The organism is Paraburkholderia ginsengiterrae (assembly GCF_001645125.1).
GTDB lineage: Bacteria > Pseudomonadota > Gammaproteobacteria > Burkholderiales > Burkholderiaceae > Paraburkholderia > Paraburkholderia ginsengiterrae.
Genome location: NZ_LXKA01000348.1, coordinates 1 through 17,676 on the forward strand (window position 1 = coordinate 1; position 17,676 = coordinate 17,676).

Here is a 17,676-nt window from a genome sequence, read left to right on the forward strand (position 1 = left end):
GCGGCGCTGAACGGATTGTCCGTCGTACGCGAGGTCTTCGCAGAGTCTGGGATACAGCTACCACTCGATTGAGGTCCCGGGGCCGGGGCGGGAATAGCCGGTCTCTGGCCTCGGCCGCGCGGGTACCCGAAAGAAATTGCACTTTATGTGTGCTCTTCCTAATATCCGCCAAACGTTCGGATGGGTAGAATTCCTACCATCAGCATGCTGCATTGCAATACGCGACCGTCGGCGCTTTGACCACACGCTCAGGCGGGCAGTGTCCACACCCTTGTCCTCTATCGCCCAAGGGTTTGAGGCAATCACGGGGGGAGCGCCATGGAGTTTTTGGAAAAAAACGTCGCGACGGAATTAATTGAGCGGAAGGATCACACCCTCGAACATGTTGGGTTGGATGGCGAGAGGCACACGTATGTTCCGGCCAGGTCAATGTGGTTGAGGTTGGAACAGCTTCATGTCACGCAACAACTCGCAGAGCCTTTGGACGCAGACAAACAGCCAACACTTACCACGTCGCTGCACGGAGTGGCGCGTCTCGATGGCCAGGAGCTGTCGATTATCGGCGACGCTGGACACACGATGCGCACCGTTGAAGTGTCCTTCGCTGCACGCGACGTCAGCAAGGCTGACCGGTTAGGTCTGCGCGAGTTGGAGGACGAACTCGGCATTTCGTTTGCCGACGTGCCGCTCGGTACTGCTCGTCTCGGCGCCAATCGGGCCGACGCAGAGACCGGCGAACCCGATCAGTGGTGGCTCACCTGCCACATTCCCGAAGCCTGCATACATGCGCTTTCGAAGGCGATGTCTGATGGCCAGTTTGGCGCAGTCGAGTTGGGACTGGCGCTGCGACACCTCTACACAGCTGAAAGTGCCATGGCTGACCCTCAGCGCGAGCCGGACCTTTTTCTCAGGCCCAGCAAAAGCGACGGCGCAATTGAATGTCCGGAAATCGCAATTGGCTACGTCACCCACCTTCGTATTGACCTCGCAACGGCTCAATTGCGTACCGCGGCGGCGAGCGGCGGTCGCGGTGATGAATTAATGGCGAACCCTGTCGCGGACGCAGTGAACTCACTGGGCCTTAAGCTCTCTGCCCTCATGACCACGGTAAGGTGGATCGGCTTCTTCATCCTCATATTGCTCTTTCTTGAAGTTCTCGAGAGGCTCTGATCGCCCACCTGACTCAAACGTTCGCGAGCGCATCGATCGTTGCATCCAGAAGTGCGCGCAGTCGCGCGACGCGACGTAAGTCACGGTGAAAGCCAAGCCAGACATCGCGACCCGGCGGCGCTTCCCCCAAATCGATCCGCCGAATGCCCGGCGTCGCATCACCAAGCGGACACGGCAGGACAGCGAAGCCAGATCCTTCAGCACACATGCGTGCCTGTACGCCGCGATTATTGCTGCCGAAACCGATCCTGGCCCGAGGCAGCATGCGCTTGACCCACTCGACGTCGGGCAGCAAACCGAACGCGCTGTCCATGCTGATCAGCGTGTAGCCGTCACCCTCGCCGCGTGACGGCGGAACCAGATCGACGTGCCCGTACAACGCATAGTCGATGTGCATCAGCTTGCGCCGGATGACGTCAGGTTCGTCGAACGGCGTGATGCGGAACAGCAGATCCGCCTCGCGCCGCGCGAGGTTATAGAGGTGCGAATCCGTGAGGAGTTCCAACGAGATTCCCGGGTGCTTAGCCAGAAAGCGCGCGAACACCGGTGTGAGTATGTGCTCGCCGAACCAGTCCGACGAGGAGACGCGCAGCAGACCGGTCAACTGGGTCTCTTTCCCGGTAAGCGCGCGCGTGAAGCCAAGCGCTTCCTCTTCCATTCGCTCGGCATAAGCGAGCACCGCCGTGCCCTCATCCGTCAGGACAAAGCCGTCGCTCGTGCGCTGGAACAGCGTATGCCCAAGCGCTTCTTCGAGCGCACGCAACCTGCGCCCCATGGTGGGCTGGGTCTGGCCCACGCGCTTCGCTGCTGCCCCAAGCGTGCCGCAGCGGGCAATCGCCAGAAAGATCCGGACGTCGCTCCAATCCAGGTTGGCGTCATTCATATTTGCATGGCTCTTGTGCGAAAACATTGATTTACATGCGTTTTAGCATAAACCATGATGAGCGCATTGACCCGTTCGCTCGACGGAAAAGCAACCCGATAGGAACCCACCATGACCATGCAGGCGCTCGTCCTCAACCGCTACAACGGCCCGCTCGAATTGACTGAAGTCTCGATGCCCGAACCCGCACACGGCCAGGTGCGCGTGCGCATTGCCGCAAGCGGTCTCAATCCGCTCGACACCAAGATCCGCGCTGGCAGCGCGGCGCATGCGAAGCATCCACTGCCGCTGGTGCTCGGCATCGATATGGCTGGCGTGGTCGATGCCGTCGGGCCGGGCGTGACCGCTTTCCATGTCGGCGACGAGGTCTACGGTATGACGGGCGGCGTCGGCGGCATTCAGGGCTCGCTGGCCCAGTATGCGGCGGTCGATGCCGACCTGCTTGCGATCAAGCCGGCCAACCTGTCGATGCGTGAATCCGCGGCGCTGCCGCTCGCGTTCATCACCTCCTATTCCGGCATTGTCGACCGGGCCCATCTGCAAGCGGGCCAAACTGTGCTGGTACAGGGCGGAGCAGGCGGTGTCGGACATGTCTCGGTGCAACTGGCGCGCGCACTCGGTGCTCAAGTTTTTGCAACAGCAAGTTCACGCGACCACGATCTCGTTGCGCGCCTGGGCGCTACGCCAATCGACTACCGGTCGCAATCCGTCGAACAGTATGTCGCATCGTTGACGCAAGGCACTGGCTTCGACCTCGTTGTCGACACCGTCGGCGGTCCATCGCTCGATGCTTCGTTTGCGGCGGTCAAGCATTTTGGCCATGTTGTCAGCGCGTTGGGTTGGGGTACGCATGCGCTGGCGCCGCTGTCTTTCCGAGAAGCCACGTACTCGGGGGTCTTCACCCTCTATCCGATTCTGACGGGCATGTATCGCGCGCACCACGGAGCGATGCTGCGCGAGGCCACACGGTTCGTCGAAGCCGGTAAGCTCACGCCGAACCTCGATCCCCGCCGGTTCGACTTGCGGTCCGCGGAACTCGCCTATGACGCCATCACGAACGCCACCGCGCGCGGGAAAATCGTGGTGGATGTCGCGTGAGATTGAACGTCCGCGCGCCGCCTCCCATGCAACGCCCGCCGCCCGCCTGAGAGTATCTCAGGCCATGACCTTCTGCTCCGCGGCAGCCTGCTCGCGCATGCTACGGGCTTCGTCGCGCAGGAACTGCTGGTAATCGTCCAGATCCCCGTCGAAGGGCTCGACGCCGCCCTTGGTGACCAGCCAGAACTCATCACATACGGCGCGCAACAGGGCCCGGTCGTGACTGACCAGCATCACCGTGCCTTCGAATTCGTTGAGCGCCATGGCTAGCGCTTCGCGTGTGGCCAGATCGAGGTGGTTGGTAGGCTCGTCGAGCAGCAGCAGGTTGGGGCGCTGCCACACGATCATGCACAACACGAGCCGCGCCTTTTCGCCGCCGCTCATTGTGCTAACCGCCTGATGGACCGTGTCGCCACTAAAGTTGAAGGTGCCGAGGAAGGTGCGCAGCGATTGTTCAGTGCCACTCTGGCCGGGCGCGCGCATGTGCGGTGGCGTGTCCTTGGCGAGGCGGATCATATGTTCCATCGGCGTGTCGAGCGGGCGCAGCACGTCGAGCTCCTGCTGGGCGAAGTAGCCGATGTTCAGGCCCTTTCCTTCGCTGATTTCACCAGCAATCGGCGCCAGTGCGTGCGCCACCGTCTTCACCAGCGTGGACTTGCCTTGGCCGTTGGCACCGAGGATGCCGATACGCTGCCCGGCCAGCACGGAACGGTTGATGCCCCGCACGATGACCGTGGGCGGCGTGCCGGGCAGTGCGTCGGTCGGCGCCGGGTAGCCGAAGCTCGCGTCCAGCATCGACAACAGCGGGTTCGGGACGTTGAGCGGCTCCTTGAACTCGAAGGTGAACTCTGCGTCGGCAAGCACGGGGGCGATCTTCTCCATGCGTTCGAGCGCCTTGACTCGGCTCTGCGCCTGCTTCGCCTTCGAGGCCTTGGCCTTGAAACGGTCGATGAATTTCTGCAGGTGGGCGATCTTGTCCGCCTGCCTGGCCACCGCGGCCTGCTGCAAGACGAGTTGCTCAGCGCGCATCTCTTCGAACTTGCTGTAGTTGCCGCCGTAACGCACAAGCTTCGCGTTGTCTACGTGCACCGTCACCTGCGTCACCGAGTCTAGGAATTCGCGATCGTGGCTGATCACTACCAGGGTTCCTTGATAGCGCTTGAGCCAGGCTTCCAGCCAGACCAGCGCGTCGAGGTCGAGGTGATTGGTCGGCTCGTCGAGCAGCAGCAGGTCGGACGGGCACATGAGCGCGCGCGCCAGCTGCAGTCGCATGCGCCAGCCGCCGGAGAAACTGTTGACCGGCTGGCTAAGCTGCGCATCACTGAAGCCAAGGCCCAGGATCAGCGCTTGGGCACGTGCGGGGGCATCGTGCGCACCGGCGTCGTGCAGGTCCATGTAGGCGTGCGCCATGCGCATACCGTCGTCACTGGCCTCAGCAGCGGCTACTTCGGCCTGCGCGGCCAGCAGCACGGTGTCACCCTCGACTACGAAGTCGGTCGCGTTCTGCTCGGTCTCCGGCATCTCCTGCGCGACCTGGCCCATCTTCCACGCAGCGGGAATCGAGAACTCGCCGCTATCTTCGTGCAGCGTGCCGTTGAGAAGGCCGAAGAAGGACGACTTGCCGGCGCCATTGCGGCCGACAAGACCAATCTTTTCGCCGGGGGTGAAAGTGATGGACGCGTTGTCGAGTACGACATTGACGCCGCGGCGCAGCGTGAGATTACGGACGGAAATCATAAGGAGCTACTTCGGAGAGGATAGGCATGATAGCCGACCGGACGTGCAGGGCCGCCTATTTTCTGAGCCGCTTGCGCTTTGCGGCGCCCACCGGCCACAAAGCAAGGCAGGCCCTGACGCACCGGGCGTACCGGCTGCGGGGCCAGCGAACATAGCGGTGAATGTCGGATTCTTTGGCCGGACTACTTGTAGTAACCGACGCCGCATCCCAAGCCGGCGACCGCGGTAACGAAGCTCGCCTTTGGCACCCACGTGTTGTCAGCGCCGGCCTTGGGAGACATGTAGCTGACCTCATTGACCTGGCCCTCTTTTGCCGCGTCGTAGAGCCTTGGGCCATATACGTCGCCCGTAGGGTCCTTGAATGTCCTCGCATCCTTGCCGAGCAGTCTCTTAACGTTGGGATTGCCGACCGCGACGAGGAGTCCATCGCTGAGATTGAAGCAGAACGGATAGAGGTCGCCAACAAGGAAGCCGTTTTCGCCGTTGTTGATCTGATCGAGCGTCCTGGCCTTATCGGCTTTGATCGCCGCAACCGTCTTTTCAAGCATGGCCTTAGCGTCCGCCGCAGTACCTTGCGCGAATGCCGTAGTCGAGAGCAAGACAGCCACGGCGCCTAGCGCGCCAATCACGAGTTTACGAAACATGGACATTCCTCCCTGCTCTTCGAGCAATTTGCAATTGTCATGCACCGTGCACAGGCAGCAAGTCACCATATCCAAACATTGCCCCAATTGACCAGTCTACTCGTGCCCGCCGACGAGCTGATAAAAAGAGGTGGGGTGGAAATTTACGGATTTGACCCATCGCGTCGATCCTGGGCTCGACCGAGAGGACCGCTATCGACCCGCAACAGTCCTTCGTCGTTCTCGCTAGCGCACATTGAGCAGTGAGACAGGGCGGACTTGTGTGCAAGAATTGACATCCTTTAAAGACGGGTTACAAGCTATGACGCAGACTCGCCGCACCAATGTCAACATTCGACGGCTTACCCCGGTTGAATGGGCACAAGCCTTTCCAGTCATTTCCCAATTGCGCTCACTGGACGAGGCGGAGTTCCTGCAGCGAGTGCGGCGGCAATCACATTCTGGTTACGAGCTCGTGGGAGCGTTCGAGAACGGCGAGCTTCTCGGTGTCATGGGGATGAGGCCGGTCCATACGCTGGCGCGCGGAGCGCATCTGCACATCGATGATCTTGTCGTTACCGCCAAAGCTCGGGGAAGCGGTACGGGTCAAGCGTTGATGGACTATGCAGAAGCCGACGCACGGGCTCGCGACATGGGTACCGTGTTTCTCGACGCGAGACCGGAGGCTGTTTCATTCTATGAGCGTCAGAACTTTGTGCTTCACACTGCACCGTCGATGAAAAAGGTGCTTTAGTCGAACGACGAGACGCGGGAATGCCGAACCCGGCCCTCCAATCGTCGTAGACGGTAGTCGTTCGCAGGTTCGGTTTCTTCGGTTACGTGTTCTGATCCACAAAGACCTTGTTGACACCGGCCTTGTACAGCCGCTTACCCTGCCTCGGATAATCACACACGTCATGTTCCAGTCGGTCGCCAGCAACGATGTAAACCAAGGGCACGTCACCTGTATTTAGCATCGTGTGGGCGGCACCGCCGCGCGGGAACCCCATGAAATCTCCTGGACCAATCGGATAGGTGCGGTCGTCAACAGTCGCCGCGCCGATGCCGGAAAGAATATAGACGCATTCTTCCGCGTAGAGATGCCGGTGATATTCCGTCGATTCGTGTCCCGGCATCAGCGTCATCAGATGAAAACCGAGCTGCGTCAGTCCTGTTGCGTCGCCAAGCGACCTCTTCAACCGGACCGCATTCTCGTTCAACGGATGGACGGAACGCTCTGGTTCCATCGCCACAATGTCTGCGGCTGTTAAAAATTCTCGTGGATGACTCATCGTCTATCTTGTCCGAATATGGGAACGCCGATGGCGCGGTAAGTGTGCGTTCCGTGGTCATGTGCTGAGGATCGCAGCGCTGCACGTAAACTCGACGTGCGTGTGCATGCTGATTGTCCACGATGTAAAAGCTCATGTCGAAGGACCGATTGTGGTCGCGTGCCGCCTCACGCTATGTGCATACTTTCCTACGCATTGCACTACGATCGGCAACGCACGAACCGAGGCGGTCCGCGGAGTCCGCTCTGCATCAATGGCCGGTTTCGAGTGTCCAGCGGACGGCTATGTCGGCATTCATGGCGGCATGTAATCGGATTCCGTCCAAATTCCGATAGGCTCTAAGTGATGCACGCTCAGAGCCAGGCCAGACCCGTGCGCACCTGGGCGTGGGCGTTGTCGGTCAAGAGGTCGCCATGTGCGAGCACGACGCGTTCGAATGGCCAGGTGAGCAACCGATCGATGCAGGCGCGGGCGCGCTTGCGGTCGCGATAGGCGATTCGCAGCAGCGGATGCCATCCGACCTCGCCGAGGACACCCCCCAGGCGCAGATAGTTGCGCGTCAGCCAGTGAGACGATTGCTGAAAGTTCTCCACCAGGTCGCAGGCGATCAGCGTACGCGTGTCGCGGTGATAGAAAACCGTCTCGCCCAGCATGCAGCCTTCGATCGTCAGTAGTTCCAGGTCGTCGTGCCAGTCCGGATGAGGCTGATCCGTCAGCACCGCCCCGAAGCGGAGATCCTTGCGCTTGCGTTGCAAGGCTGCCGGGCCGTGCAGAATTGCCTGCGGATAAGCCGCCGCAGCTTCTGCAGCATACATGTGATGAAAAAGGTTCGGACAGACGATGTGCGCGACTGGTCCCAAGGCATCGATTGCGGCCCGCAATTCGCTGCTCAATGGGATAGGCGAATGCAGCAGCAGCTTACCCGATGACAGCCGGATGACCGCCATGCGCGTGCCGACATGCAAACCCATGAAAGAATGGGGGGCTAATGCGGTCCAGATATTCTGTGCAAATGGCTGAAGAGCTGGCATCGTCAAATCCGATAATGTTTGTATCTCAACCATTCAAGATCGTGCCATCGATACTGTCAAATGAGTACAAACCTCAGAGACAGTGGAAGCGGGCCGTCGCCACTCCGGCAAACTTCGGCAGGGCGTGCCTGAACTGGACCTGCTTACGCGGGAGCGCTGGACAAGATCTGAACGTGGGGCAACTGGCATCAACTCGGCGTTTTGGATTCCAGCCGCAAGCAAGGACTCGCTGCTGATCGCCCGTGGGAGCCTGACAATCGCCGTCGCCGAGGCGTACATGTCAGGAAAGCAAACTTTAAATGACTACAAGCGCCAACATTCGAATGTCGGGTTTGGCCGACAACTTATCCACTCATCCAACACGATCCAAGCACGATAGTCCGCTTTTTGAGTAGGGCAGGCGTCTGAATGACCATGTTGGCGCGACTGCGAGCGGCTGAAGATGGCCGACCGAGCCTGACGACGACCGGCTCTGGTCGACCCAACTCGGCCGATCAACTAGCGCCGATCCGTGTCCGCTTTCCGCGCGAATGCAGACACCTATCAAGCTATGCAGCCTGGCGTTTCGCCTAACTGCGATAAGCACGCACATCGTCGACGATTGGGACAACGGCGAGAGTAAGAAGGACGATCGCAAGAGGAACGGTCGACACAAATCCTAGATGTCTAAAGCCTACTGCGCCAGTTAATCCGCCCACCAGGAACGACAGTAACAGCGATCCGAGAAGCCCTAGTTTCTGTCGATCTCCGCGGACCAGGTTGCCGGGTATTGCCCCGACATTCCAATAGAACAGCTTACCAAGCTCAATGCCAATATCTGTCACAAGACCGGTGACGTGTGTCGTCCGAATTTCCGCCTTTGAAACCTTGGTGATCATAGCGTTCTGCAGCCCCATCACGTAGCAGAGAAGACAGACGGTAGCGGGCACGAACAGCACGTGGTGGGACTCCAGATTCGAGCCGAGAACACCGAAGAGGAGAAGCAGCGACGCCTCGAGCATCAACGGCATCGCGTATTGGCTCTGCAAGCGCCTACGTCGCCCCCAGTTAATCAGGATCGCTGACGTGGCCGCCCCGACAAGGAACGACAACAAGGAACTCAATCCCGCCACGGCCACATTGATGTCGCCAAGCGCGACGTTATCGGCAAGCGACGACACAATGCCAGACATGTGTGAGGTGTACTGACCCACAGCTAGGAATCCGCCAGCGTTGGCTGCTCCAGCGACGAACGCGAGCGATCGCCCGAGGCGACGATTCGCGACGTCGCTGCGCTCAGGCTTCGTGAAACCGCGAAGATAATTGATGGGCATGCGGATTGCCTCGGTATCGGCGACGTGCCCCAGAAAGGTTGCGCACGAGTTAATCAGTCGATCCTAACATGAGACGAAGCTGATTCGCTCGGGTCTAGCTCCCTGCGTCGACTCCATCCGGTTGGCGGTCGCCGCATGGTCATGCACGGCTAGCAGTAATGGGAATGTCGGCTCATGAATCGATAGCCGACTGCGCCCCTGAAATGCCGCCCGTCACTTTTTGGCCGAACCGAGACGGATGACGAGCGGTTGAATCCGCCACCCACAAGGGACATTCATCGCACCATGAAACCGCCATTTGAGACGACTATATGAGTTCGGTTTGTTGCCAAGCTGCGAAGCTATGGGTGACTGAAGAATGCGAGTAGCAGCACCGCGCCTGCTGCTTGAAGTATCCCGGTAACTAGCCCAAGGTCTGCTAACACTTTCAAAAATCTGTCGTCGATCGACTTATAGCCTCTTTGCAACATCCATTGCATGGTTGGCCAATTGAATCCTCCGCGCCCCATTTTGGGCCTGTTGAGGAGATTGTAAGTAACCGGATGTCTCTCTCTGAGTCGATCGAACACGGCATTCATGGCAAGCAAATAGACCAAGCCATTCATGAACATCACCAACAGAGCGGACGTGACGCTTGGAATGTGAGTATGCATTTTTCTACCACAAGATAGAGTATTCAATTTCAAGCACCACTGCTACGGCAGTGTCCGCAATGCATTGCGACCTACCGTGCGGCACGTCTTGCCGCCAATTCGTACGCGTATCCGGGCTTCATCCGCGATTGTTAACGATCCAGGAGCGCATGTCGACTGTCTGAATTTGGCCGGGTACGGTCCGACACGAACTGGCACCTGCGGGCCATTTCCCCCGCTCTGCTAATCAACCCTGGCTTACCGACGGAGTGGTCCGAGCAGCCGACCGAGACACTTGCACTTAAATGTCACGTGTCCGTCCGAAGCGCCATGACGGACTTAGTTCTCTCCTGACGGACTTCATTCTTCGGATCAGGACCAAATGTAAAGATTAGATATAATTTGCGTGTTTAGCCTGGTTGGTTGATCGTCTCAAAAAACAGGTGGTTTAGATTGTTCCTGCCGTTAGACAAAACGGCGCGGGTGTGAGAGCCCGTAGCGTAAAACCGCACTACCCGCGAAAGTGGGTAGTGCCTAGCCATCTGCGCGCCTTTTTCTATGGGCGGGCCGTGGTGAGGGAGCCGCAAGGCTCGCCGGTTATGGTTTTACGCCCGGTCTCTCAAACTCGCCACGTGCCCGCTCACCCCATCTTTTAGCGAGTGTCGGGCGATTCAAGAACGAACCGGAAATCGCACCATGAGCAAATCTGCCAGCAAACCTCAAGCAACCCCACGCGCGCCCGTTGATGCGCTCCAGTACGAGAAACTCGCGCTTTCAGCTTTCGATCTGTGCAATCGGCAATTGGATCAACTCAAAAGACTGGTTACGCTTGCGGCTTCAATATACAGGACTCCTTGCATAACAAGGGACGAGCGGCAAAGCCAGCGCGCGTTGCTGGAACTGTTTGTCGAAACTGGCGAAGCGTACGAGCGGGAAATTGAATGCGACCGCGAACTGTACCAGGTGATCGCGCTTGATGCGAAGGGCGTGCCTCATAGCCGCATCACCGCCAAATGTGCGGCGAGCCTTCTGTCTGGGGCAGCGCGGGTGAATTCAGATGACGAGCCGAACGCGGAGCCTGCGGATACCGTGCGATCCAAGCCGGTGCGCTCTAACGTCGCGCCGCGAGCGGAGCATGCCGAACAGCCGTTTGCCGTTGCACATTAACCGGCACTAGCTGCCTCAACTCCGCAGGAATGAAAAAGGCGCGAGCAATGTTCGCGCCTTGAAGCGTCCCCATCACTGCATAGCAGCGTAATACTTAGCCAGACCATCAATCTCCGCAGAGGTCATCTGTCTTGCCACATTCCGCATCTGCTCATTGATATCGTTATGCCGGGCACCGGACGCAAAGGCCTGCATCTGCGCAGCAAGATAAGCCGACGATTGCCCGCCTAGCCACGGCGCGGCACCCTTGCGGTCGAGCTGGCCATGGCATGCCGCGCAAGGCGCGATATTGCGCTGCGGATCGCCCTGCATCGCAAGTCTCACCGCAATCGCATCCGGCCCCGCGCCGGCAGACGCACTCTCCGCCGCCGGACCTTTCGGCAGCGACGCATAGTAAGCCGCCAGATCATGCAGATCCTGATCGCTGCGCGCGGCGATGATCGCCTGCATGACCGAGCTTTGCCGCACGCCGTTCTGGTAGTCGCGCAATTCCTTATAAACCACATCGGCATGCTGTCCGGCCAAGGCGGGCGCGGTCACCGGAGGAGTGCCCTGCACGCCGTGACACATCGAGCAATTTTGTGTCGCAATCGTCGCGCCGCGGCCAATCGAAACCGCATCGGCTCGCACGCGCCGCAACGGCGGCAGCACTACCACTTCGCTTGGCGCCGGACCCGCGACGTTGGCGCCGCCGTACCAGCTCGACGGCGCACCCGCTGCGCTGCAGATCGTCGCCCATAGGCTCTGCCCGCTGAACGCGCCGTTCGCCGACGGCAACCAGACGAAGCCGATGAGTATCGACACGATAGCCATCGCGATCACGCTGCCCACGCTGATCGTGAACCATGGGTTGCGCAAGCTGAAGACGCGTTCCTGATTCATCGCTGCGCTCCGACGACGACTGCCGGCACGGACGTCTGCGGCAATCTGAGCAACTGCATGATCGGCACACTGTAGTTGACGACCGTCAGCCCGATCATCAACGCCACCCACAAACCAAAGCTGTTGAGTGCAGCGGGCACATGATCCACCGGATGTGCCGCGCTTGCAAAGCGGAAACTCTGTTGCTGAACTGCTGGCCCGAATTGCGACTTCGCAAGAATGTAGATGAACAGCACGCCTGACACCACGAGAATCAATCCGCCAACCGCCGACATGCCGACCCAGAACGCCTGCGCCTGCATACCCGGCATGTTGTAGTCGTAATAGGCCATGCGGCGCGGCGCGCCGAGCAGGCCGACGTAGTGCCACGGCAGCGTCACCACCATCATCCCGATGAACCACAGCCACAGTTGCGTGCGCACCAGCTTCGCGGACACAATCGCGCGGCCGGTAAGTTGCGGCCACAGTTCATAAGCGATCGCGAAGTACATGATGAAGATCGCGCCGCCGAAGATCAGATGGAAGTGTCCGGTCACCCACTGCGTGTTGTGCACGGTCGAGTTCAGCTGATAGCTCATGTTGATCAGCCCGCCCGCGCCACCGAGACCCAGCATCACGAACGAAAACGCGATCACGAGCATCATCGGGTTCTGCCAGGGCAGCGCGGCAAGCCAGCCGAATGTTCCCTTGCCGCCGCGCAGCCTGCCGGCGATCTCGACCGACGCGCAAATCGTGAACACCGTCAGCAGCGTCGGCACCGACACCATGCCCGTGAACACGGCATGCAGGAACTTGAAGCCGGCACCGACCTGCGGGTCGGCGAACAGATGGTGGATGCCGATCGGCATCGCGAACACGAGGAACAGAATGAACGACACGCGCGCCATCGAATCGCTGTAGAGCCGTCCGCCGATCGCTCGCGGCACCAGCGTGTAGTACGCGATATAAGCCGGCACCAGCCAGAAGTAGACGATTGCGTGCAGCGTCCACGAGAACAGGACGCGTGCGAGGCCCGCGTCGATCGTATTGGTGAGGCCGAAGGCGACCGGCAAAATCTGCAGCAGGATCTCGAGCGCCGCGCCGACCGCGGTCCAGGCCCACAGGTAGGCGCCCGCCACGTTGGCGAACATCGCGAGCGGCACTGGTTTGCCGGGGTTGGCGCGCTTCCAGATGCGCAGATTGACGTGCATCAGCGCGACCCAGATCCACGAGCCGACCACCACCAGCACCACGCCGAGGTAATAGAACGGACTGCCGATCATCGGCGGATAGAAGGTGAACAGCACCGATGCCTGGCCGAGCGAGACCGGCACCATGGCCATCACCGCGCCGACTGCCAGCATGACGAACGCGGCCCATGCCCATTTGAGACCGGCGAGGCGCTGAGCAAGCGCGAGTTCGACGATCGCATAGCCGAAGCCCATCGCCACCAGAGTGGGCAACACGTAGGCCATCACCGTGCCGTGCGCGGTCACCGAACGATAGTAGAGCTCCGGGTCGCCGACCCACGGTAGCAGCGGACTGCGTACCAGCATCTGCCAGGCGCCGAGAAACAGCGCGATCAGAAACGCAATGAAGGCGAGCCAGAAGTGCGCGAGAACGAGTCGCTTAGCGTGAAACACAGCTCAGCCTCCGTGATTGTCGGGCTTGTTCGAAGAAGGCGGCTTTGTCGATCACTTTGACGTGCGCCCACATGGTCTGGTGGCCGAAGCCGCAGAACTCGTGGCACGGCATGGTGTGATCGGCAGGCTTGTCGAAACGCGTATTCAGTGTGGCAACGTAGCCGGGCATGACCATCGTGTTGATGTTGGTGTCGGTGACGAGCAGGCCATGCACGACGTCGGCGCTGGTGGTCCGAATCGTGATCGGCGTGTCGGCGGGCACGAGCAGGCATTGCGGCGTGAACGAGTACTGCTGCGCGATGAAGCGCACGACAACCGAGCCGTCGGGTTCGACCGCGCTGCCGAGATTGTCTTCAACGAATTCGCCGGACAGTTGCAGACGCGACGGGTCGATGGTTTCGACGCGCGAGGGCGGCATCATCGCCCAGTGCAGCCCCGAGAACACGATGACGGCCAGCATCAGCACGATCAGCGCGGCGGCGAACATGGCCCAGCGACGCTCGGCGCGTAACGCGACCGCGTGGCCGCTACCCGATTGATGATTGGAATCAGTCGACATGATCAGTGGATGACGCCGCGCGGCAGAAACACGAGAAAGTAGAAGGCGAACCAGATCGCCATGACGATCAGCGTCGCCACGCCGGCGAGAGCAATCGCGCCATGCGGCCCGGCGGCGACGACGCGCTCCACTTCGTCATCCGTAGGCGGAGCAGCGCCGTGGGTATCGTTCGCTTCCATCTAAAGGTTCTCCAGTGCAGCGGTTCAATGCAACGGCGCCTTGCGCAACTCGTTGACTTCGCGCGACGTCACGGGCAGGCCGTGATTGCCCCACGCCGTGCGGATGTACGTCACCACGGCAGCGGCATCGGTGTCATTCAGTTCCTGACCGAACGGCGGCATCCCGTACGGTTCCGGATTGCGCATGGTGCCCGGCGGGAAACCGCCGTTGAGCACGATGCGGATCGGGTTGACCGCCGAGTCCATTTCGATCGACTGATTGCCGGCGAGCGGCGGGTAATGCTGCAGTTGTCCTTCGCCCTTGGCGCCATGGCAGAGCGCGCACTTATCGGCGTAGATCTTTTCGCCGAGTGCGAATACGTTGGTGTTGGTCGGCGCCGACGGCCCAGACTTGCGGCCGCGGTTGGCTGGCAAGGTCTTCAGATAGGCGGCCATTGCCTTGATGTCGTCGTCAGTCATGTATTGCAGGCTGTGGTACGTGACTTCGGCCATTGGGCCGTACACGGCGCCGCGATCGGAAATGCCCGCTTGCAGCAGATCGACGATGTCCTTGATGCTCCAGTCGCCGAGGCCACCGTCCTTGTCCGACGTCAGCGATGGCGCATACCAGTTCTGCACCGGAATCAGGCCGCCGGCGAACTGCTCGCTTTGCGAGGACCCGCCAAGCATGTTGATCTTGGTGTGGCACATGGTGCAATGCCCGAGCCCTTCGACGAGGTACGCGCCGCGGTTCCATTCGACCGATTTGGTCGGATCAGGCTGGAATTCACCCTCGCGGAAATACAGCGTGCGCCAGCCGTATAGCAGCTTGCGCTGATTGAACGGGAAGCGCAGCGAGTGCTTGTGATTCGGCTGGCGTACCGGTGTGACTGTCTTCAGATAGGCGAAGATCGCGTCCGAGTCTTCGCGCGTGACCTTGGTGTATTGCGCGATCGGCATGGCGGGGTAGATCAGCGTGCCGTCGGGCGTGCGGCCGGTGCGCATCATCTTGAAGAACGCGTCCTGGCTCCACGTGCCGATGCCGTACTGCGCATCCGGTGTGATGTTCGGCGAATAGAGCGTGCCGAACGGCGTTTCCATGGCGAGGCCGCCTGCGAACAGTTTGCCGCGCGGCGCAGTGTGGCAGGCCACGCAGTCGCCTGCGCGCGCCAGGTACTCACCGCGTTTGACGATGTCGGGACGCGTATCCGCGCTGCCACCCGGAGCCGAAGCGGCTGTGGTTTCGGCGGCGCGTGCGGTAGCGATCAGCGGCGTATGCGAGGCGCGCAGAAGCAAGGCGCTGCCGGCTACCAGCGCGCCGGCAACCAGCACACCTGACACGAGCGATGCCGGCGTGCGGCGGCGCTTCGTCAGCGTGAGCAAGGCGGAGCGCAGAGCGCGGAAAGAGCGCGGAGAGCGAAGAGTCGGCTTCATTGCGGTTGGCTCCCGCAGGCGAGAGGCAGCCGTTCGCCGGACGCCGGTGCGGGGCGAGGATCGGCCGGACGCGGCTGGCGTGCGAGCCAGCTCGATACCGCGGTGATGTCCTTGTCGGTCAGCTTGACGGCGATCGAATGCATGCAGTCCGGCGCAAGCGCGTGACGCGTGCCCGAACGCCAGGTGCCCATCTGGCCCGCGATATAGCTTGCGTGCAGGCCGAGCAGACCTGGAATGCCGGGTTGCGTGCCGGTCATGCGCGCTCCGTGACAGGCAATGCACGCTGGTATCTTGCGAGCCGGATCGCCTTGCGTGACGAGGCGCTCGCCGGCCGCGAGCACGGCGGGTGCGACGTCGCTTTGGTCGGCGTTGGGGTAGGGCGGTTGCAGATCGGCGAAGTATTGGCTGATCTTGCGCAGATAGTCGTCGGGCAAAAAGGCCACCAGATAGCCCATTGGCGGATAGGTGCGGCCACCGTCGCGAAATGCGGTCAACTGGTTGAACAGGTAGTCGGCCGGTTTGCCGGCAATGCGCGGGAAGTAGTCGTTGTTCAGGCCCTGGCCTTGCACGCCATGACACGAGGTGCAGGCGCGCACGCGCTCGTCCATGGCTGACGGCATGGCGTCGGACGCGCCCGTGGCGGCAAGCGCCACGCCGCTCCACATGACGTAAAGCACAAGCAGAATCGACGATCCGATCGTTCTATGGTGCACGCCAGGCCTCGATAGGGAACGTTCTTTAATTTGTTTTATTTCGCGCGCGTTCGCCCGTGAATTTGCTTATGGTTCCGACGGACGACGCAGCTCAACTCCGCCAACTTTCTATTACAGCGATTGCGAAAACAGCAAGTCGAGGCGGACATAAATTGGACGGCGAGTGTTTATTCGCCATCGTGATGCGATTGCTTTACAAGACAAAGATCTGCCTGAATGCGCCAATGGGTGGCGCCGTTCGGGCTGCAAGAATTAACGCGTGAAACGTTTAGCAGCGCGTAGCAGGTTGCAGGATTTTGTTCAGTGCGTCAATAGTCAATAGAGGCTCAACCGACCAAAGGTCTAAACATCATAGACGTGGATCAAAGGGCTTTCAATCTCTGACCTAAAGGATTGCGATTGTCATAGACATCGAGCCTATAGCGCGAACGTGATTGTTTGATGATGGGCTCGCCGATCAACTGAAGAGCCGCATCAAAGCCGTCCGTGCATTGCTGACGCGTTCGCTTTCGCCGATCCGCCCGGGCAGCAGATGGAATTCGACCGCGGGCAAGGCCGGCAGGCCCACGCTCGGCGCGCACGCTACGACACCGCCGCCAATCGACGACTCGTTCAGGCAGGAGATGCCGAGCCCGGCCTTCAACGCAAGTTGCAAGCCGGCCACGCCGGACGCGGAGTGAGATACCACATAGGGCACTTTGTGCTCGTCGAGCAGCTTCACGACGAAACGCTGCAACTGGCAGCTCGACGGCAGCAAGACCAGCGAATACGGCGAGGACGGCCGGGGACCGGCGTCGGCCGCGCTGACCCACAGCAGCTTCTCGCGCCTGACCACCGTGCCTTGCGCGCCGGTGCGGCGATTGGCGGCGCGCGCCGGGTCCGTAACGAGCCGCAGCGAGAGCCCGATGTCGAACGATGCATCGTCGCCGGCCTGACTGTCGATCACCGCGCTCGGCTGAACCGTGACGTGCAGTTTCAGGCGCGGGTGCTGTTCCGAAAACGTTTTGAGAATGCGCGCGATGTCGTGCGGCCGATAGTAGTCCGTGATGGCGATGCGCAGCTCGCCGTCGAGCGAGCGGCCTTGCAGGTCGTCGAACGCGGCTTCGCTCATCGCAATGATGCGCCGTGCATGATCGAGCAGCCGGCCACCGGCGGGCGTGGCGCTCACGCCCTGTTTGCTGCGCACGAAAAGCGGCTGGCCGGCGCGCTCCTCGAGTTTCTTCAGCTGCTCGCTCACCGAAGACTGCGACAGGAATACGCGTTCCGCGCCGGCCGAAACGCTGCCCGATTCGGCGACCGCGACGAAGGTGCGCAACTGCGCGAGATCAAATCCACGCTGGCTCATGATTCGGTATATCCGAT

18 protein-coding genes are annotated in these 17,676 nt (G+C 60.6%); 4 read left to right on the forward strand and 14 right to left on the reverse strand.

The window, feature by feature from the left end:
• Positions 1–318 precede the first annotated feature (318 nt).
• The gene (locus tag A6V37_RS29910; protein ID WP_064265520.1) at positions 319–1,170 is read left to right on the forward strand and encodes a hypothetical protein; all 852 of its coding nucleotides are present in this window, start codon (positions 319–321) and stop codon (positions 1,168–1,170) included.
• Between the two features lie 13 nt (positions 1,171–1,183).
• Here A6V37_RS29910 and A6V37_RS29915 read toward each other — a convergent pair whose 3' ends face one another.
• Positions 1,184–2,053: a LysR family transcriptional regulator gene (locus A6V37_RS29915; protein WP_064265650.1), complete on the reverse strand. Its 870-nt coding sequence runs from the start codon at positions 2,051–2,053 to the stop codon at positions 1,184–1,186.
• Between the two features lie 111 nt (positions 2,054–2,164).
• Here A6V37_RS29915 and A6V37_RS29920 point away from each other — a divergent pair, with 111 nt between their 5' ends.
• The gene (locus A6V37_RS29920; RefSeq protein ID WP_064265521.1) at positions 2,165–3,151 is read left to right on the forward strand and encodes a zinc-dependent alcohol dehydrogenase family protein; all 987 of its coding nucleotides are present in this window, start codon (positions 2,165–2,167) and stop codon (positions 3,149–3,151) included.
• Between the two features lie 57 nt (positions 3,152–3,208).
• Here the strand turns inward: A6V37_RS29920 and A6V37_RS29925 are convergent, their stop codons facing one another.
• Both A6V37_RS29925 and A6V37_RS29930 read right to left on the reverse strand, forming a co-directional pair.
• A complete protein-coding gene (locus A6V37_RS29925) occupies positions 3,209–4,888 on the reverse strand; it encodes an ABC-F family ATP-binding cassette domain-containing protein (protein ID WP_064265522.1) in 1,680 nt (559 codons plus the stop codon).
• Between the two features lie 182 nt (positions 4,889–5,070).
• Complete coding sequence (locus tag A6V37_RS29930; protein WP_064265651.1) at positions 5,071–5,532, reverse strand: cache domain-containing protein; 462 nt, start codon at positions 5,530–5,532, stop codon at positions 5,071–5,073.
• Between the two features lie 262 nt (positions 5,533–5,794).
• On the opposite strand from A6V37_RS29930, the gene A6V37_RS29935 reads away from it, so the two are divergent.
• Positions 5,795–6,265 carry a GNAT family N-acetyltransferase gene (locus A6V37_RS29935; RefSeq protein ID WP_242665711.1) on the forward strand — a complete coding sequence of 157 codons (471 nt, stop codon included), beginning with the start codon at positions 5,795–5,797 and terminating at the stop codon, positions 6,263–6,265.
• An 82-nt stretch (positions 6,266–6,347) separates the two neighbouring features.
• Here the strand turns inward: A6V37_RS29935 and A6V37_RS29940 are convergent, their stop codons facing one another.
• The 4 genes from A6V37_RS29940 to A6V37_RS29955 all read right to left on the reverse strand — a co-directional run bounded on the left by A6V37_RS29940 (position 6,348) and on the right by A6V37_RS29955 (position 9,752).
• The gene (locus A6V37_RS29940) at positions 6,348–6,803 is read right to left on the reverse strand and encodes a cupin domain-containing protein (RefSeq protein ID WP_064265523.1); all 456 of its coding nucleotides are present in this window, start codon (positions 6,801–6,803) and stop codon (positions 6,348–6,350) included.
• 353 nt (positions 6,804–7,156) lie between these two features.
• Positions 7,157–7,867, reverse strand: a complete 711-nt coding sequence (locus A6V37_RS29945; protein WP_208607901.1) for a DUF4336 domain-containing protein — start codon at positions 7,865–7,867, stop codon at positions 7,157–7,159.
• A gap of 536 nt (positions 7,868–8,403) precedes the next feature.
• Entirely contained in the window at positions 8,404–9,147 is a 744-nt protein-coding gene (locus A6V37_RS29950) for a YoaK family protein (protein ID WP_064265525.1), read from the reverse strand.
• Between the two features lie 341 nt (positions 9,148–9,488).
• A complete protein-coding gene (locus tag A6V37_RS29955) occupies positions 9,489–9,752 on the reverse strand; it encodes a hypothetical protein (RefSeq protein ID WP_131799803.1) in 264 nt (87 codons plus the stop codon).
• Positions 9,753–10,475: 723 nt separating this feature from the next.
• Here A6V37_RS29955 and A6V37_RS29960 point away from each other — a divergent pair.
• Entirely contained in the window at positions 10,476–10,946 is a 471-nt protein-coding gene (locus tag A6V37_RS29960; protein ID WP_064265527.1) for a hypothetical protein, read from the forward strand.
• Between the two features lie 72 nt (positions 10,947–11,018).
• On the opposite strand, the gene A6V37_RS29965 is transcribed toward A6V37_RS29960, so the two are convergent.
• The 7 genes from A6V37_RS29965 to A6V37_RS29990 all read right to left on the reverse strand — a co-directional run bounded on the left by A6V37_RS29965 (position 11,019) and on the right by A6V37_RS29990 (position 17,659).
• Positions 11,019–11,828 (reverse strand): c-type cytochrome, encoded by an 810-nt coding sequence (locus A6V37_RS29965; RefSeq protein ID WP_064265528.1) that lies wholly within the window; start codon positions 11,826–11,828, stop codon positions 11,019–11,021.
• Positions 11,825–13,450 (reverse strand): b(o/a)3-type cytochrome-c oxidase subunit 1, encoded by a 1,626-nt coding sequence (locus A6V37_RS29970; RefSeq protein WP_064286626.1) that lies wholly within the window; start codon positions 13,448–13,450, stop codon positions 11,825–11,827. The genes A6V37_RS29965 and A6V37_RS29970 overlap by 4 nt, the downstream gene beginning before the upstream one ends.
• Positions 13,437–14,009, reverse strand: a complete 573-nt coding sequence (locus A6V37_RS29975; RefSeq protein ID WP_064265530.1) for a cupredoxin domain-containing protein — start codon at positions 14,007–14,009, stop codon at positions 13,437–13,439. The genes A6V37_RS29970 and A6V37_RS29975 overlap by 14 nt, the downstream gene beginning before the upstream one ends.
• Before the next feature lie 2 nt (positions 14,010–14,011).
• Positions 14,012–14,188 carry a hypothetical protein gene (locus A6V37_RS41570; protein WP_165614391.1) on the reverse strand — a complete coding sequence of 59 codons (177 nt, stop codon included), beginning with the start codon at positions 14,186–14,188 and terminating at the stop codon, positions 14,012–14,014.
• 24 nt (positions 14,189–14,212) lie between these two features.
• Positions 14,213–15,601 (reverse strand): c-type cytochrome, encoded by a 1,389-nt coding sequence (locus A6V37_RS29980; protein ID WP_064265531.1) that lies wholly within the window; start codon positions 15,599–15,601, stop codon positions 14,213–14,215.
• A complete protein-coding gene (locus A6V37_RS29985; RefSeq protein WP_064265532.1) occupies positions 15,598–16,314 on the reverse strand; it encodes a c-type cytochrome in 717 nt (238 codons plus the stop codon). The genes A6V37_RS29980 and A6V37_RS29985 overlap by 4 nt, the downstream gene beginning before the upstream one ends.
• A 457-nt stretch (positions 16,315–16,771) precedes the next feature.
• On the reverse strand, positions 16,772–17,659 hold the full coding sequence (locus A6V37_RS29990; protein ID WP_064265533.1) for a LysR family transcriptional regulator: 888 nt from the start codon (positions 17,657–17,659) through the stop codon (positions 16,772–16,774).
• Positions 17,660–17,676 lie beyond the last annotated feature (17 nt).

Bases quoted from the DNA above. Each gene is read 5' to 3' on its own strand.
- A6V37_RS29955 (WP_131799803.1), bottom strand. From the start codon at position 9,752: ATGAATGGCTTGGTCTATTTGCTTGCCATGAATGCCGTGTTCGATCGA.
- A6V37_RS29950 (WP_064265525.1), bottom strand. From the start codon at position 9,147: ATGCCCATCAATTATCTTCGCGGTTTCACGAAGCCTGAGCGCAGCGAC.
- A6V37_RS29980 (WP_064265531.1), bottom strand. From the start codon at position 15,601: ATGAAGCCGACTCTTCGCTCTCCGCGCTCTTTCCGCGCTCTGCGCTCC.
- A6V37_RS29960 (WP_064265527.1), top strand. From the start codon at position 10,476: ATGAGCAAATCTGCCAGCAAACCTCAAGCAACCCCACGCGCGCCCGTT.
- A6V37_RS29920 (WP_064265521.1), top strand. From the start codon at position 2,165: ATGACCATGCAGGCGCTCGTCCTCAACCGCTACAACGGCCCGCTCGAA.
- A6V37_RS29915 (WP_064265650.1), bottom strand. From the start codon at position 2,053: ATGAATGACGCCAACCTGGATTGGAGCGACGTCCGGATCTTTCTGGCG.
- A6V37_RS29925 (WP_064265522.1), bottom strand. From the start codon at position 4,888: ATGATTTCCGTCCGTAATCTCACGCTGCGCCGCGGCGTCAATGTCGTA.
- A6V37_RS29945 (WP_208607901.1), bottom strand. From the start codon at position 7,867: ATGGTTGAGATACAAACATTATCGGATTTGACGATGCCAGCTCTTCAG.
- A6V37_RS29965 (WP_064265528.1), bottom strand. From the start codon at position 11,828: ATGAATCAGGAACGCGTCTTCAGCTTGCGCAACCCATGGTTCACGATC.
- A6V37_RS29910 (WP_064265520.1), top strand. From the start codon at position 319: ATGGAGTTTTTGGAAAAAAACGTCGCGACGGAATTAATTGAGCGGAAG.
- A6V37_RS29930 (WP_064265651.1), bottom strand. From the start codon at position 5,532: ATGTTTCGTAAACTCGTGATTGGCGCGCTAGGCGCCGTGGCTGTCTTG.
- A6V37_RS29990 (WP_064265533.1), bottom strand. From the start codon at position 17,659: ATGAGCCAGCGTGGATTTGATCTCGCGCAGTTGCGCACCTTCGTCGCG.
- A6V37_RS29940 (WP_064265523.1), bottom strand. From the start codon at position 6,803: ATGAGTCATCCACGAGAATTTTTAACAGCCGCAGACATTGTGGCGATG.
- A6V37_RS29975 (WP_064265530.1), bottom strand. From the start codon at position 14,009: ATGTCGACTGATTCCAATCATCAATCGGGTAGCGGCCACGCGGTCGCG.
- A6V37_RS41570 (WP_165614391.1), bottom strand. From the start codon at position 14,188: ATGGAAGCGAACGATACCCACGGCGCTGCTCCGCCTACGGATGACGAA.